Source organism: Bifidobacterium coryneforme, assembly GCF_000737865.1.
GTDB lineage: Bacteria > Actinomycetota > Actinomycetes > Actinomycetales > Bifidobacteriaceae > Bombiscardovia > Bombiscardovia coryneformis.
The window spans coordinates 922,405-938,377 of the sequence record NZ_CP007287.1 but is presented as its reverse complement, the minus strand read 5'-3'; the positions used below and the strand labels follow the sequence as shown (position 1 = coordinate 938,377).

Here is a 15,973-nt window from a genome sequence, read left to right as displayed (position 1 = left end):
GACCTTTTCATCTTGCGTCGCCCGAAACGCGACCCTCGGTTCTCCGACTGTATGGAAAGAGGCAGTGGAGATTCCACGGGCCGCACTTCCGATAAGTAACACGGATGTGATATGCGGATGGGTTATTCTATGAAGTCACTACTACTCTGTCGCCGAATGGGGCATCCGAAGCGTCCCCGTCGTGCTACCGGTCCAAGAATGGGGTGATTGCGGTGTCCTTCCAGGCTCCTCTTGATCTGCACGTCCATCAGCCCCGAGGTCTTTATGACCCCTCTGCGGAGCATGATGCCTGCGGTATCGGCATGGTGGCCACCCTCAACAAGCAGGACGAGCGGAGAATCATCGACGAGGCCATCCAGGTTCTGGTGAACCTGGACCATCGAGGTGCCGTGGGTGCCGAGCCCAACACGGGCGACGGGGCGGGAATCATGATTTCCATGCCCGACCTGTTCATGAGGAACAGCCTGGATGTCGACCTGCCTCAAGCAGGTCACTACGTGGCTGGCCTGGCCTTCCTGGACAGGGATCCGGTCAAGGCCTCGGAGGAAGAGCAGGCCATTGCCGCCATTGCCGTCGAAGAGGGGCTGGAGGTCCTGGCCTGGAGAGTGGTTCCCACAAACCCGGATGGTCTGGGTCTTCAGGCCCTTTCCACCATGCCCCTCTTCAGGACCCTGGTCCTGCAGGATGCCGACCAGGCCCGACGGAGCGGTATCGATCTGGACAGGCTTGCCTATCGGGTCCGCAAAAGGGCGGAGCATGAAGTCGGCGTCTATTTCGCCTCCCTTTCCTCCAGGACCATCACCTACAAGGGAATGCTGACCACCATGCAGCTGACAGGGTTCTTCCCTGACCTGTCGGACCCGACGATGAAGGCCCGGGTGGCCATCGTCCACTCCCGCTTCTCCACCAACACCTTCCCCTCCTGGCCCCTGGCCCAGCCCTTCCGACTCATTGCCCATAACGGGGAGATCAACACGATTCAAGGGAATCGGAACTGGATGTCCGCCAGAGAGGGTCGTCTCAGGTCCGAACTTCTGGGCGATATGGAGCCACTCCTGCCCATCACCACCCCGGGGGGATCCGATTCCGGCACCTTTGACGAGACCTTGGAACTCCTCCACCTGGCCGGTCGCTCCCTGCCGCACGCCATATCCATGATGCTCCCGCCGGCATGGGAGAAGGACCCGGACATGGACCCCGACCTGAGGGCCTTCTACGAATACAACAACACCCTGATCGAGCCTTGGGACGGCCCCGCTTCAATCGTCTTCACGGATGGGCGTCTGGTCGGTGCCCAGTTGGACAGGAACGGACTGCGTCCCGGGCGCTGGCAGGTCACCGACGATGGACACCTGGTTCTGGCTTCCGAGGCCGGGGTGCTGGATAAGACCCCGCAGGATCACATACTGAGGAAAGGCCGCCTCGAACCAGGGAAAATGTTCTTGGTGGACACGGATGAGGGCAGGCTCATCTCCGATGATGAGATCAAACACGAACTGGCCAGTAGCCATCCGTATCGCAAGTGGGTGTCCGAGAACACCTTCTGCCTTGACGACCTCCCAGAGCGTGCCCATGTCAACCACTCAAGGGTTTCGGTGCAGCGTCGTCAGCGTGCCTTCGGCTACACCCAGGAGGATCTGAAGCTCATCCTTGGACCCATGGCCCAGAACGGTGCGGAGCCGATAGGCTCCATGGGCAACGATGCGCCCATCGCCGTCCTGTCCGACCGGTCGCGGATGCTGTTCGACTACTTCACCCAGAAGTTCGCGCAGGTCACCAACCCGCCCCTGGACTGGGAACGCGAGGAGGTTGTGACCAGCATCGCTTCCGCCATCGGTCCGGAGCCGAACCTTCTGGAGGATCTGCCACAGCACGCCAAGAAGATTCGCATAGATCTGCCTGTGGTTGATTCCGACCAGATGGCACAACTGAAGCGTCTGGAGCATGCCAGCATTCTGGGCGGCCATTACAAGCCCTATCTGGTGCGCGGCCTCTATCAGGTTGCCGGAAAGGGACCTGCCTTGAAGGAGCGCCTGGATCAGATATTCCAGGAGGTTGATCAGGCCATAGCGGTAGGCAGCAACGTGCTGATTCTCTCGGACAGGGATTCCAACCACACCTGGGGGCCCATCCCTTCCCTTCTTCTGACCAGCGCCGTCCAGCATCACCTCCTGCGTAGCCACACCCGAACCCAGGTCTCCCTGGCGATCGAAGCCGGCGACGTGCGTGAGATACATCATGTTGCCCTGCTCATTGCTTACGGAGCCGCCTGTGTAAACCCCTATCTGGCTTTGGAATCGGTGGAGAACCTCGCCAATTCAGGCTATCTGAGTGTCACTCCGGACCAGGCCTCCGCCAACCTGGTCAAGGCCCTGAGTACCGGGGTCCTCAAAATCATGAGCAAGATGGGCGTCAGCACCATCATGTCGTACCGGGGAGCCCAGCTCTTCGAGGCCATAGGACTCAGCCAGGAGGTGATCGACCGGTACTTCACCGGGACCACGTCGCGGGTGGGAGGCATAGGTCTCGACGAGATAGCCGAAGAGGTGGCCATCAGGCACCGGGTGGCCTATCCCAATCAATGGACCGCCAGGCCCCACAGGAACCTCAAGACCGGAGGCGATTACAAGTGGCGCCGCACCGGTGAAAACCATCTGAACGACCCCCAGGCCATCTTCCTCCTTCAACAATCGACACAGCGTGGCGACTACGGGCTGTTCAAGGAGTACAGCCGTTATGTCAATGACACCTCCAACAGGATCATGACCCTGCGCGGACTGATGAAGCTGGTCCCCAAACGTCAACCGATTCCCTTGGACCAGGTGGAGCCCGCCACTGAAATTGTCAAGCGGTTCTCCACCGGAGCCATGAGCTACGGGTCCATCTCGCAGGAGGCCCATGAGACACTCGCCCTGGCCATGAACCGTATAGGGGCAAGGTCCAATTCCGGTGAGGGCGGTGAATCCCAGGACAGGATCGACGATCCGGAGCGGACCAGCAGGATCAAGCAGATAGCCTCTGCACGGTTCGGGGTCACCAGCGACTACCTGGTTTCGGCCACCGACCTGCAGATCAAGTTGGCCCAGGGAGCCAAGCCCGGCGAGGGTGGACACCTGCCCGGGGCAAAGGTGCCGCCATGGATAGCGGAGGTGCGCCGTGCAACCCCCGGTGTTGAGCTGATTTCCCCTCCTCCCCACCACGACATCTACTCCATCGAGGATTTGAAGCAGCTGATTCACGACCTCAAGATGGCCAATCCCAAAGCCCGGATCCACGTCAAGCTGGTTTCCGAGTTCGGTGTGGGGACCGTCGCCGCCGGTGTAGCCAAGTGCCATGCCGATGTGGTCCTGATCTCCGGTCAGGATGGTGGAACCGGGGCGGCCCCCCTGAACGCCATCAAACATGCAGGCACCCCCTGGGAGATTGGTCTTGCGGAGACCCAGCAGACCCTGATCATGAACGGGTTGCGAAGCAGGGTGGTCGTCCAGTGCGACGGAGAGCTCAAAACCGGTCGAGATGTGGTCGTAGCGGCACTTCTCGGGGCGGAGGAATTCGGGTTCGCCACCACCGCCCTGATGGTGGAGGGGTGTGTCATGATGCGCGCCTGCCAGAAGAACACCTGTCCCCAGGGCATAGCCACGCAGGATCCGGAGCTTCGCGCCAGGTTCCAAGGCAAGCCCGAGCACGTGATCAACTTCTTCATGTACATCGCCGAGGAGGTACGCGAAATCCTGGCTCAACTTGGATTCGCCACCCTTGAGGAGGCGGTGGGTCATGTGGAGTGCCTGAACCAGAACAAGGCGGTAGAGACCTGGAAGAGCCAGGGCATCGATCTCGCCCCGGTGCTTGTGCAACCCGGTCCCACACCTGGAACCATCCTTCATCACACCGAGGATCAGGATCACGAACTGTCCGGCTCCATGGACAGGGGGCTGATAGAGATGGCTCGCCCGGCCCTGGAACGCAAGGAGCCGGTCCGGATCGAAGAGCCTGTGAGAAACGTCGACAGGACCGTCGGTACCATGCTGGGGTACGAGATCACCCGCAGATACCGTGCCGAGGGGCTTCCGGAAGACACCATCGACATCACTCTCCATGGGTCTGCCGGACAGTCGGTGGGGGCCTTCATTCCCAAGGGTGAGACCATCAGGGTCTATGGCGAAGTCAACGACTATGCAGGCAAGGGGCTCTCCGGCGGATGCCTGGTCGTCAGGCCCGAGGAGGGTATCCGGTTCGATCCGCACACCAATGTCATCTGCGGGAACGTGGCCGGTTTCGGCGCAACGTCAGGTTCCATGTATGTGGCAGGCCAGGCCGGAGAACGATTCGCCGTCAGAAACGGTGGTGGCCGCTTCGTGGTTGAAGGTGTTGGAGACCATGGTTGCGAGTACATGACCGGTGGGACCGTGGTCGTCCTGGGGCCGACCGGACGCAACTTCGGTGCCGGTTTCTCCGGTGGGGACGTTTACGTCCTGGACCTGGACATGACCAAGGTCAACCCCGAGGCCAAGGAGAGCGGATCTCTGAAGTTCCTGGTCCCCGACGAGAGCGATGCCGAGGAGCTATTCGGCCTGGTCAAGTCCCATGCCGAGCAGACCGGTTCCGTCACGGCCGAGACACTGGTGCGCAACTGGACCGCATCCCTGCGCCGCTTCACCCACGTGGTCCCGAGGCAGTATCTGGCCATGAAGGAGGCCATGGAACTGGCCCGACGGAACCAGGTGGACTTCAACGCCCCGGGTGTTTGGGAGCAGACATACGAGCAGGTCATGGAAGGAGCTCACTGACATGGCAGATCCCAAAGGATTCCTCAAGGTCCGTACCCGGCATGAGCTGGCGGAGCGACCCGTCGCCGAGCGGCTCCGGGACTGGAACGACGTGCATGCCGAGTCGGGTCTTCAGCCCTGGACGACCGAGCAGGCGGCCCGCTGCATGGACTGCGGCACCCCCTTCTGTATGACCGCATGCCCCCTGGGCAACATCATTCCCGAGTTCAACGACCTCGTGCGCCAGGGCAAGTGGGACGATGCCTATGACCGCCTCTCGGTGACCAACAACTTCCCTGAGGTGACCGGAAGGATATGCCCGGCCCTGTGTGAATCCTCCTGTGTCCTCTCCATCCACCAACCGGCAACGATGATCAAACTGGACGAACAGACCATCATCGACCAGGCTTGGAAACTCGGACTGGTGCGTCCCAAGCCCCCGCAGCGGCTGACTGATATGACCGTTGCCGTGGTGGGTTCTGGTCCCGCTGGACTGGCCTGTGCCCAGCAGCTGACTCGCGCCGGTCACACCGTGGTCGTCTATGAACGGGCCGATGCCATAGGCGGACTGATGCGGTACGGGATTCCCAATTTCAAGTTGGAGAAGTCTCTCCTGGACCAGCGCATCCAGCAGATGGAATCAGAGGGGACCCGCTTCCATACAGGTGTTGAAATCGGGCGCGACATCGGCTGGGACGAACTGCGCTCGCGGTATGACGCCGTGGTAGTGGCGATCGGATCCACGGTCCCCAGGAAGGTCGACCTGCCGGGTGGTGGCCTGGAGGGTATCCACTACGCCATGGACTATCTGCCTGACCCCACCCGTGAACTGATGGGTAAGGCACCGCTGCACAACATCGATGCCAGAGGCAAGGACGTGGTCATCATCGGGGGAGGGGACACGGGTTCCGACTGCCTGGGTACGGCCCTGCGTCAGGGAGCCAGGTCTGTCACGGTCCTTCAGATACGTCCCTGTGAACCCACGGAACGCCCGGACGACCAGCCCTGGCCCACCTACGCGAGGCTCTACCAGAAGACCACTTCCATGGCTGAAGGCGGTACCTATGAGTACAGCGTCGACAGCCTGGAGTTCCTGGACAGGGACCAGGTACTGCGCTCCTCCGGGTTGGACGAGGGCGATCCCCGGGCCCGGGTCGACAGGGTCATGGCACCTGCAGGGTTTGAAGAGGACGGGCAGGGCCATATCAGCGGTGTCCGAGTCGTCAAGGTGGAGGAGGATGACCTGCATCACCTGGTTCCCGTCGAGGGGACCGAGCGGGTACTACCGGCCGACCTGGTCTTGATTTCCGTGGGATTCGCCCACCCTGAGACCGGTACCCTGACGGATCAGACGCAGGTGAACCTGGACCAGCGTGGAAACGTGGCCCGTAACGACGGGTATGCCACCAACGTTGATGGTCTCTTCTCCTGTGGTGACGCAGGCCGGGGTCAGTCCCTGGTTGTTTGGGCCATCGCCGAGGGACGTTCCTGTGCGGCCTCGGTGGACCGCTACCTGACCGGGGCAACAGAGCTGCCGGCCCCCATCGTATCTTCGCAACGCCCGATGGCTCTTCCCATCGCACGCTAAGATAGGTTGGTACGGTATCCGGATGGTGCGCCACATGCTGGCGGCCATCCGGTTCATTGACGAGCAACGGATTATTGGAGGCGTGCGATGACCAACCGCGCGGAACGCAGGGCACAGGCCAAGCGCAGTCGTAGGGGAGGACAGGACTCATACCGGGGAGCCGATCGCGGCCGGGCCGGAGTGATCGATGAAAGGACCCTCCAGGAGCGCTCTCGCAGGCTTGCGGCGGGTGAAAGCGGGGAATGGAAGCCCAGGGGCCACTCCGAACTGTCTGATGAAAATCCGGTCGGTAACCCCAACTATCGCAATCCCAAGCTGGTCAAGGCCCCTCACTCTCTGCGACAGTGGTTGCGCATTTTCGCCTGGATGCTGATCATCGGCTCGGGGATCGCCTTCCTGGTCTGCATGTGGTTCCCCTCCATTCCGCTATGGGGCACCATCACCATGGCCGGTGTCTTCTGTTTCGGAATCGTCCTGCTCTTTTTCGTTGGAGGCTCATACAAGGACAACCCCAACCTAGACTCCTACGGTACGGCGGTGTGATGACGAACCCAGGTCCAAAGGTCCGAGATTACTGAGAGGTCGTGGAGGAACATGGCGGGTAGCAAGGGGACTGCAAAGCGCGGGTCGGATACCGTGGAGCGCCGGGAACCTGCCATCAGGCTCAAGGACGTCCAGTACAGGCGTCAGGGCCGCATCATCCTCGACCATGTCGACCTTGAGATAGGCCGGGGTGAGAAGTGGGTGCTCTTCGGCCCCAACGGTGTAGGGAAGTCAACGCTCATCTCCATGATGAGCACCCGAGGTTTTCCGTCAAGCGGCACCGTTGAAATCCTGGGAAATCGTCTGGGCAAGGTGAACGTGTTTTCCTACCGGTGGAGGATAGGCCTCGCTTCGGCCGAGCTGGCCAAGACCATCAACCCCCAGGAAGACCCTTATGATGTGGTTCTGACCGCTTTCAGCGATACGACGGGCCGGTGGCGTGAAGAGTTCACACGGGGTCAGGAGGATGCCGCCATACAGCTCATGGACCGGTTCGGTATCGCCTACCTGCGTGGAAAGCGGATGTACAGACTCTCTGAGGGGGAGCGGGGAAGGGTGCTGATATGCCGGGCCCTCATGGCCAATCCTGATCTGCTCATCCTTGATGAGCCAACGACGGGTCTGGATCTGGGTGGACGTGAGCTGGTTCTCAAGGCCCTGAGCCGTATCGGGCAGGAGGACAAGGACAGGACAGTCGTTCTGGTCACGCATCGTCTTGAGGAGATCCCAGAGGGCTTTGACAAGGTGGCCATGATGGGGCGCCGCCCCATGTCGGATTCCGTCCGCGCCCAGACCCCAGGCGATCCGGACCCCGGCACCATAACATTCCAGGGGCCGGTCGAGGAGGGGCTGACAGGAGGCCGCCTGAGCGACCTATTCGGTCTGAACCTGAAGGTGATACATGACGAAGGCCGTTGGGGCGCCTTCGCCACGGCAACGGTCTGAAGCCAGAGGGACACAGCCCTGCCTCCTGGCTTGATTCCCGCCCCTAAACTCAGCTCAAGGAAAAGCAAAACTCCCTTACATCCTGCTGTTGTACACTAAAACGGTTTCTAGTCCTGATAGCGCCGGGGACGCGCATGCTCGGAAGGGTGTTGAAGTGCTTAAGATATGGACCCGCTACTTGAAACCCTACTGGATGCAGGTTCTTGTGCTGGTTATCTTCCAAGTTGCGCAGACCGCGCTTAACCTCTACCTGCCCAACCTCCAGGCGGACATCATCGACAAGGGCGTGGCCATTGGCGACCAGGGCGCCATTTACCGCATCGGCTGGCAGATGATGGGTGTCACGGCCCTCCAGATCATCGCCAACATCGTGGCCGTCTACTACGCCACCCGGCTGGCCATGAGGATGGGGTATGAGCTTCGGCGTGACCTGTTCTCCGCGGTCGAAGGATTCAGTCTTAACGAGATAGAGCGCTTCTCTGCAGGATCCCTGATAACCCGTACGACCAATGATGTTCAACAACTGCAGATGACCACCATGCAGACCCTTATGATCATCCTCCAGGCACCCGTCATGCTGGTTGGTGGACTGGTTCTGGCGCTGCGTCAGGACGGCCCGCTCACCTGGTCCCTTGCCGTCATCATCCCGGTGATTCTGGTTATCGCCTTCTTCCTGCTGCGGCAGATGGGGCCGCTCTTCACCCGGATGCAGAATATGCTGGACTCGGTCAACCGACTTGTTCGCGAGCAGATTTCCGGCGTCAGGGTCATCCGGGCATTCGTCAGGGAAAAGACCGAGGCGCAACGATTCGACAAGGCCAACAAGGATGTCTATGACGTTCTGATTTCGACCGGCCGCCTGATGAGCATGCTGGTACCCCTGCTCTGGTTCTTCCTCAACCTCTCCAACATCGCCATCATGTGGTTCGGTGGCAAGCGGATTGAATCGGGCGGGATGCAGATAGGTGCCCTTCAGGCCTTCATCCAGTATCTGATGATCATCCTCTCGGGCCTGGTGATGGCCGCAATGATGTCGGTCATGCTGCCTCGTGCCACCGTGTCGGCAAAACGAATCAATGAGGTTCTTGAAGCGACCAGTGAAATCCAGGCTCCTGAGAATCCGTACAGGCCCGAAAACCCGAAGGGGGTGCTTGAGTTCAAGCATGTCGGCTTCTCCTACCCTGGAGCAGAAGACCCCGTCCTCAGCGACATATCCTTCTCGGCCAGGCCCGGCACCACTACGGCCATCATAGGGGCGACGGGTTCGGGCAAATCAACCATAATTCGTCTCGCCAGCAGGATGTTTGACGTGACTGAAGGTGAAATTCTGGTTGACGGGCACAACCTGCAGGAGTACGACCCCGACCAGTTGGCCACCCTGTTCGGACCGGTGCCCCAGAAGGCCAATCTCTTCACCGGAACCGTCCGCAGCAATATGCTGTTCGGAGACCCCGGCGCCAGTGATGAACAGATATGGCAGGCCCTGAACATTGCCCAGGCTGCGGACTTCATCAAGGAGAACCCGGCAGGATTGGACGCCCGCGTATCCGAGGGTGGCACCAACTACTCAGGAGGTCAGAAGCAACGACTCTGCATGGCCCGAGCCATTCTTCGCAACCCTCTGATCTACACCTTCGACGATTCCTTCTCCGCTCTTGACATGACCACGGACCGGGCCCTCCACCAGGCCCTGGTTCCGGTGACCCGGCACGCCACGCAGATTGTCGTGGCGCAGAGGGCTGCCTCAATCCGTACGGCCGACCAGATCCTGGTCCTTGACCAGGGCCGGATAGTCGGTACGGGTACCCATGACCAGCTCATGAAAACCTGTGCCACCTATCAGGAAATCGTTGAATCCCAAGGAGGACAAGGACCGGACGTGGAGGATCTCAGCATCGACGAAGGGAGGGCCGAGTGATGACGTCGGAGATCGAGATGTCACAGGCCCCCGTACTGCCGAAAGGCGAGCGGAGACATACTGTTTCGCGTCTGGTGCGTTATCTCCTGGCCAGCCCCTGGAGAGCCGTCCTCATGATTCTTGCCGGTATGGCCGCCGTGGCTTTGATCGCCATCGGTCCCAAGATCATGGGCCAGGCCACCAACGTCCTTTTTGAAGGTGTTTTGGGAACGATGCTGGTCAAGATGGGTGTCAAACCCGGAACGCCCAAGGAGGTTGTCGTCTCCCACCTGGAAAGCAGGGGAGAGGACAAGTTCGCGCAGATGATCGCATCCATGGATGTTCAGGTCGGTGTGGGGATTGACTGGAATCGCCTCGCCGCCATCCTGATTTTCGTCACTTGCGTCTATGTGGTCTCCATCCTGGTGCGTCTGGTCCAGAACTTCCTGATGACCAGGCTGGTCTCCGATGCGGTCTACACCATGCGTCGGCAGATTGAGGAAAAGATGGACCGCCTGCCTCTGGAGTACTTCGACCGGACACCGCGTGGCGAGGTCATGAGCCGGACGACGAACGATATCGACAACATCTCGGGCAATCTTCAGGAGATTCTTGGCGAACTGCTCTTCTCGGTCTTTTCGCTCATCGGTGCCTTCATCATGATGCTGACCATATCGCCCCTTCTGACGCTCATTGCCTTCGTCATCATCCCGGTCATGGCCCTGTGCGCTGGCATCATCCTCAAGAAGACCCAGCCCCAGTTCACCCGGCAGTGGATACAGACCGGCCAGGTCAACAGCCATGTGGAGGAGATGTTCTCAGGCCACATGGTGGTCAGGGCCTTCGGCCACCAGGAAGCGGCTGAGGCGGAGTTCGAGGAGAAGAACCGAGAACTCTATCAGGCCTCATTCAAGGCGTCCTTCTTCTCGGCCCTGGTCACGCCCATGTCGACCTTCTTCGGAAACCTGAGCTTCGTGGTGGTGGTGATCGTCGGAGGGGTTCACGTGCTGAGCGGAACCATGACGCTCGGTGGCCTCCAGGCATTCACCCAGTACACGCGTCAGGCTTCACAGCCCATCGGCCAGCTGGCCTCCATGGGTACCATGCTCCAATCCGCCCTCGCCTCCTGCAAGAGGGTGTTCGAATTCCTCGATGAGCCTGAGGAGCGTCCCGACCCGGATCACCCCGACCACCTGGGCAAGGATGGCAGTGGACACATTGATGGGCTGGTCCGTTTTGATCATGTCCGCTTCTCGTACAAACCGGAAGAACCACTGATTACTGACCTGACCATCGAGGCCAAGCCCGGCCAGACCATCGCCATCGTGGGGCCGACTGGTGCCGGCAAGACCACCCTGGTCAACCTCCTCATGCGTTTCTACGATATTCAAAGCGGGAGCATCACTATCGATGGGGTGGATATCTCCAAGGTCAGCCGCAAAGAGCTGCGAAGCCACTTCGGCATGGTCCTCCAAGACACCTGGCTGTTCGATGGAACGGTTCGTGACAACCTTCTTTACGGTCTGAATGAGGGGACGACCATCCCTGATGAGCAGATGATCGAGGGAGCCAGGGCCACCCATGTCGATGAGTTCATCAGGAAGCTGCCGGATGGCTACAACACAGTCCTGACTGAGGACAGCAGTGAACTCAGCCAGGGGGAGCGCCAGTTGATGACCATCTGCCGTGCCTTCCTGTCCGACCCCGACATCCTGATCCTGGATGAAGCCACCTCTTCGGTCGATACCAGGACTGAACTTCTGGTGCAGCAGGCCATGAACACCCTCCGCGCGGGCAGGACCAGCTTTGTCATCGCCCACCGGCTTTCGACAATCCGTGATGCCGACCTGATCCTGGTGGTCAACCACGGGTCGGTCGTCGAACAGGGCACACATGCCCAACTCCTGGAGAGGGGCGGAGCCTATGCCTCTCTCTATAACTCGCAGTTCACAGAGGGGAACGAGGAATCCTGATGGGTGTACGACGCGGTCCGCTGACCTATGGCGAGCGAGTGCAACTGACAGACAAAAAGGGCCGGTTGCTTACCGTCATGCTTTCGCCGAACGGGGTTACACAGACCGATAGAGGGTTTCTGCCCCATGACGACATGGTTGGCCTTCCCGAAGGATCGGTCGTCACCTCCATTTCCGCCAGCGCCTGGCATGACCGTCATGTCGGAGACGATACAGACACGGGCGGGAGTGCACCGGCCGAGCGTGACCGTGCCAAGCCGTGGAAGTCGGCGCGTGCCATCGGCGGGTGGCAGTATACGGTCTTGCGCCCCAGGTTGGAGGACTTCATCCTCTCCATGCCACGCGGGGCACAGATCATGTACCCAAAGGACATCGCCCAGGTCATTTCCCTGGGTGATGTCAGGCATGGTATGCGCGTCCTGGAATCGGGAGCCGGATCCGGTGCCATGAGCCTCGGCCTGCTTGATGCCGTAGGGCCGGATGGGTCCCTTACCACCATCGAGGTGCGGCCCGAGTTCGCTCGGGTGGCGATGGGCAACGCCACGGTCTACTACGGGAACCGCCCCGCCTGGTGGAATCTCCTGGTCGGTGATTTCGACACCAGGGCGGCCGGCCTGGACGAAGGCTACTTCGACAGAATCGTCCTGGACATGCTGGACCCATGGAACAGGCTGGATGCCGCTTATCGGGTACTGGCACCCGGAGGTGTGCTGACGGCCTACATCACGACGACCACCCAGATGAGTCGAATGGTCGAGTCGTTACGCAGGAGCGGGCATTGGACTGAGCCCGAGATTCAAGAAACGATGGAGCGATCCTGGAAGGCCGATGGGTTGGCGGTCCGACCGGAACATCAGATGATCGGGCACACCGGCTTCCTGGTGGTAGCCCGGGCCATGGCCCCTGGTCAGACGGCTCTTCAGAAGAAAATCCGGGCCACCAAGGACTACACGACCGACATCGACCAGGTGCAGGAAACACGAAAGGACGACCAGGATCTGGATTCCCTGGAGCTGCGGGATATCTCCGACAGGAAACTGCGCAAGGTCCTTCGTGATCTGGACAAGGAAATCGGCACCATGGACCAGTATCCGGGCCCAACAGAGGAAAGGTCCGACTTGTAGGGGTCGAATCTGTCATAATGGACAGGTCGGCTTTCTTGCGGAGTTGTCGACCCTTCGAAGAGAGGACTCGGAATGGGTGTCAATATCAAGAAGATCGCCAAACATGCTGGCAAGTGCACCTATACGTTGATGTTGATGCGCCATGCCAAGACCGAATCCGAAGCTCCTGAGGGGGACAGGAACCGGCAGCTGACCGAGAAGGGACTCAAACAGGCCAGAAAGGTGGGTAAGGGACTGGTCAAATTCGACCTGGTCCCCGACAGAATCGTCTGTTCAGGTGCCCGTCGCGCCCGCCAGACCCTGGACAGGATGCTCAAACCGTTTGGTGATGGCCCCGAGGTGGACTACCGCGAGGACCTCTACGAGTCGGGAATACAGGCCGTTTTCGACCAGCTGACCGAGACCAAGCCCAAGCAACACAGACTCATGGTCATAGGCCATGAACCCATCATGTCGATTTGCAGCCAGTGGCTGGCCAAGCCCGAGTCCGACCCGGATCTGCTCGACCTTCTGAATCTCGGCCTCTCTCCGGCCAACCTGGTCATCTTCGGCTCCGAGAAGCCCTTCGAGGAGTGGCAGACCCACACCGCCCGTCTTCTGGGGATTCTGGAACCGCACGACTTCTCGAACTAGCCCGCCGAGACCTGCTGAACCGCTCTCCCGTAAGCGATTCGAATGGGTATCAATTGAATTTATAACGACACCCTACCCCCACCGATTACCTGGTCCTGACCGGCGCTGTTAACCTGACCTGAGATATCACCACCAATGGGGAGGTTTCATGTCAGCCAGCACATCCGTGATCGGTTTCCCGCGCATCGGAGCACAGCGGGAGCTCAAGAAGGCCATCGAGGGCTACTGGAAGGGAAAGCTGGACCTGGACAGTGTCAGGGAAACGGCCCGTTCACTGCGTTCCGAGCACTGGAATCTCCAGAAGGAAGCAGGCATAGACCTGATTCCCAGCAATGACTTCAGTTACTACGACCAAATGCTGGACACAGCCATACTGCTCAATGTGGTGCCCCGCCGTTACGCCGATCTGGGTCTTGGCCCTGAGGATACGCTCTTTGCCATGGGCCGTGGCTATCAGGGTGATCAAGGCGATGTGACCGCCCTGCCCATGAAAAAGTGGTTTACGACCAACTACCATTACCTGGTTCCTGAAATCGATGCTGATACGCATGTGGAGCTTGCGGGTTCGAAGCCGTTCGACGAATATCAAGAGGCGAAGGACCAGGGAATCGCCACCAAGCCTGTAGTGATTGGTCCCTACACCTTCCTCAAGCTGGCACGTGGTCCCGAGGGGGAGAGAATCGAACCTGGACATGATCTGGTATCGGCCCTGTCCAAGGCTTATGCCGACATCATCCGCCGTTTTGCCGACCTTGGCGCCGACTGGGTTCAGCTTGATGAGCCCTACCTGGTTCTTGACAAGGAGGACGGCGACCTGGACCTCTTCCGAAACCTGTACCGGGACATTCTTCCTGCCAGGCAAGGCGGCGAAGGGTATGTCAGGATACTTCTGCAGACATACTTCGGCCATGTGGGGGACTGTCTGGCCTGTATCAATGAGCTGGGATTTGACGGTATCGGTCTGGACCTGGTCGAGGGACGTGACGAAAATCTGGCGGCTCTTAAGGAGCACGGGGTCAAGCAGGGGACCACGGTCTTCGCCGGTCTGGTCAACGGGCGCAACATCTGGCGAAACAACTATGCGGTCAGTCTGGGTATCCTCGATGCGGTCCGTCAGGTCACTTCGGATGTGGTCGTCTCCACCGCCTCATCCCTCCTGCATGTTCCCTTTACGGTAAGGAATGAGGAGGGGCTAGACGCCAAGACGGTCCGTCCTCATTTCGCCTTTGCCGTCGAGAAGCTGGATGAGCTGCATGACCTGGCCATCCTTGCGGCAGCCGATGACGAAGAAAAGAAGGATTCCCGCGTTCTGGCCGATAACCAGCACCTCTTCGACGGTACCAGGGTGGAGAGGGACCAGGCGGTCTCCAACCGCCTTGATGCCCTGGACGAGCAGGACTTTGTCCGTCAACCTGCCCGGGCGGAGCGTCAGCGGATTCAGGCCGAAGAACTCGGTCTCCCTGATCTGCCGACCACGACAATCGGATCATTCCCCCAGACCGCCGAGGTGAGGTCTTACCGCGCCAGACTGCGCAAAAAGGAAATCAGCCAGGAGGAGTACGACGGGTTCATCGCCTCGCAGATCGACCAGGTCATCGACCACCAGGAGCGGATCGGCCTGGATGTCCTGGTGCATGGCGAGTTCGAGCGCAATGACATGGTCGAGTACTTCGGGCAGAACCTGAATGGGTACCTCTTCACCAAGAACGCCTGGGTGCAGTCGTATGGTACGCGTTGCGTCAAGCCCCCCATAGTATGGGGTGACGTCTCCCGCGCCAGGCCCATCACCGTACGGTGGAGTTCCTATGCCCAGTCACGTACCAAGCACGTGGTCAAGGGCATGCTGACGGGGCCCGTCACGATATTGAACTGGTCCTGGCCCCGTGAGGACATCACCCATGAGGAGCAGACGCGGCAACTGGCCCTGGCCATCCGCGACGAGGTGCTTGACCTGGAGGCTGCGGGTATCAAGGTCATCCAGATAGACGAGGCCGCGCTTCGCGAAAAACTGCCCCTGAGGCGCTCCGACTGGCACACGGGGTATCTGGACTGGGCGGTTCCCGCCTTCCGATTGGTTCATTCGGCCGTAAAGCCGACAACCCAGATTCACACCCATATGTGCTACTCGGAATTCAACGACATCATCAAGGACATTGACGCCATGGATGCTGACGTCATCTCCTTCGAGGCTTCCAGGTCTGATCTGACTGTTCTTGATGCCATCCAGGAGGCTCACTTCGAGACAGAAGCAGGACCGGGTGTCTATGATATTCACTCGCCCCGCATCCCCTCCGAGGAGGAGATCGTCGAGCGGATACATGCCATCCTTGACAAGCTGGATGCCCGAAAGGTCTGGATCAATCCCGACTGCGGGCTCAAGACCCGAGGCAATGAAGAGACCTGGCCCAGTCTGGAACATATGGTCGCAGCGGCCAAGCTGGTCAGGGAAGAACTGTCGTCGTCACAACGGTAACAATGGCGGCCGGTGGCCTGTCCGCCGACGG

8 protein-coding genes and 2 pseudogenes are annotated in these 15,973 nt (G+C 60.0%); all 10 read left to right on the top strand.

The features are described from left to right. The first annotated feature begins 212 nt into the window (after window positions 1-212). The 10 genes and pseudogenes from gltB to metE all read left to right on the top strand — a co-directional run bounded on the left by gltB (window position 213) and on the right by metE (window position 15,942). Entirely contained in the window at window positions 213-4,787 is a 4,575-nt protein-coding gene (gene gltB, locus bcor_RS03600) for a glutamate synthase large subunit (protein WP_033497317.1), read from the top strand. A 1-nt stretch (window position 4,788) separates the two neighbouring features. Further along, window positions 4,789-5,859 (top strand): annotated as a pseudogene (locus tag bcor_RS03595) (glutamate synthase subunit beta); the annotation flags it as partial. Between the two features lie 84 nt (window positions 5,860-5,943). Beyond that, window positions 5,944-6,354 (top strand): annotated as a pseudogene (locus bcor_RS07745) (FAD-dependent oxidoreductase); the annotation flags it as partial. Between the two features lie 87 nt (window positions 6,355-6,441). Next, complete coding sequence (locus bcor_RS03590) at window positions 6,442-6,897, top strand: hypothetical protein (RefSeq protein WP_033496972.1); 456 nt, start codon at window positions 6,442-6,444, stop codon at window positions 6,895-6,897. A gap of 51 nt (window positions 6,898-6,948) precedes the next feature. Continuing rightward, window positions 6,949-7,842, top strand: a complete 894-nt coding sequence (locus bcor_RS03585; protein WP_033496974.1) for an ABC transporter ATP-binding protein — start codon at window positions 6,949-6,951, stop codon at window positions 7,840-7,842. 193 nt (window positions 7,843-8,035) lie between these two features. Further along, window positions 8,036-9,760: an ABC transporter ATP-binding protein gene (locus bcor_RS03580; protein WP_051875651.1), complete on the top strand. Its 1,725-nt coding sequence runs from the start codon at window positions 8,036-8,038 to the stop codon at window positions 9,758-9,760. Continuing rightward, window positions 9,760-11,712 (top strand): ABC transporter ATP-binding protein, encoded by a 1,953-nt coding sequence (locus bcor_RS03575; RefSeq protein WP_238548531.1) that lies wholly within the window; start codon window positions 9,760-9,762, stop codon window positions 11,710-11,712. Before bcor_RS03580 ends, bcor_RS03575 begins: the two co-directional genes overlap by 1 nt. Then, the gene (locus tag bcor_RS03570) at window positions 11,712-12,836 is read left to right on the top strand and encodes a tRNA (adenine-N1)-methyltransferase (protein ID WP_051875650.1); all 1,125 of its coding nucleotides are present in this window, start codon (window positions 11,712-11,714) and stop codon (window positions 12,834-12,836) included. The genes bcor_RS03575 and bcor_RS03570 overlap by 1 nt, the downstream gene beginning before the upstream one ends. Window positions 12,837-12,908: 72 nt before the next feature. Then, complete coding sequence (locus tag bcor_RS03565) at window positions 12,909-13,469, top strand: SixA phosphatase family protein (protein WP_033496978.1); 561 nt, start codon at window positions 12,909-12,911, stop codon at window positions 13,467-13,469. Between the two features lie 148 nt (window positions 13,470-13,617). Further along, entirely contained in the window at window positions 13,618-15,942 is a 2,325-nt protein-coding gene (gene metE / locus bcor_RS03560; RefSeq protein ID WP_033496980.1) for a 5-methyltetrahydropteroyltriglutamate--homocysteine S-methyltransferase, read from the top strand. Window positions 15,943-15,973: the final 31 nt, after the last annotated feature.

Excerpts from the sequence above, each read along its gene's own strand:
- bcor_RS03570 (WP_051875650.1), top strand. The coding sequence starts at position 11,712 with ATGGGTGTACGACGCGGTCCGCTGACCTATGGCGAGCGAGTGCAACTG.
- bcor_RS03580 (WP_051875651.1), top strand. The coding sequence starts at position 8,036 with ATGCAGGTTCTTGTGCTGGTTATCTTCCAAGTTGCGCAGACCGCGCTT.
- bcor_RS03575 (WP_238548531.1), top strand. The coding sequence starts at position 9,760 with ATGACGTCGGAGATCGAGATGTCACAGGCCCCCGTACTGCCGAAAGGC.
- metE (WP_033496980.1), top strand. The coding sequence starts at position 13,618 with ATGTCAGCCAGCACATCCGTGATCGGTTTCCCGCGCATCGGAGCACAG.
- bcor_RS03565 (WP_033496978.1), top strand. The coding sequence starts at position 12,909 with ATGGGTGTCAATATCAAGAAGATCGCCAAACATGCTGGCAAGTGCACC.
- bcor_RS03585 (WP_033496974.1), top strand. The coding sequence starts at position 6,949 with ATGGCGGGTAGCAAGGGGACTGCAAAGCGCGGGTCGGATACCGTGGAG.
- bcor_RS03590 (WP_033496972.1), top strand. The coding sequence starts at position 6,442 with ATGACCAACCGCGCGGAACGCAGGGCACAGGCCAAGCGCAGTCGTAGG.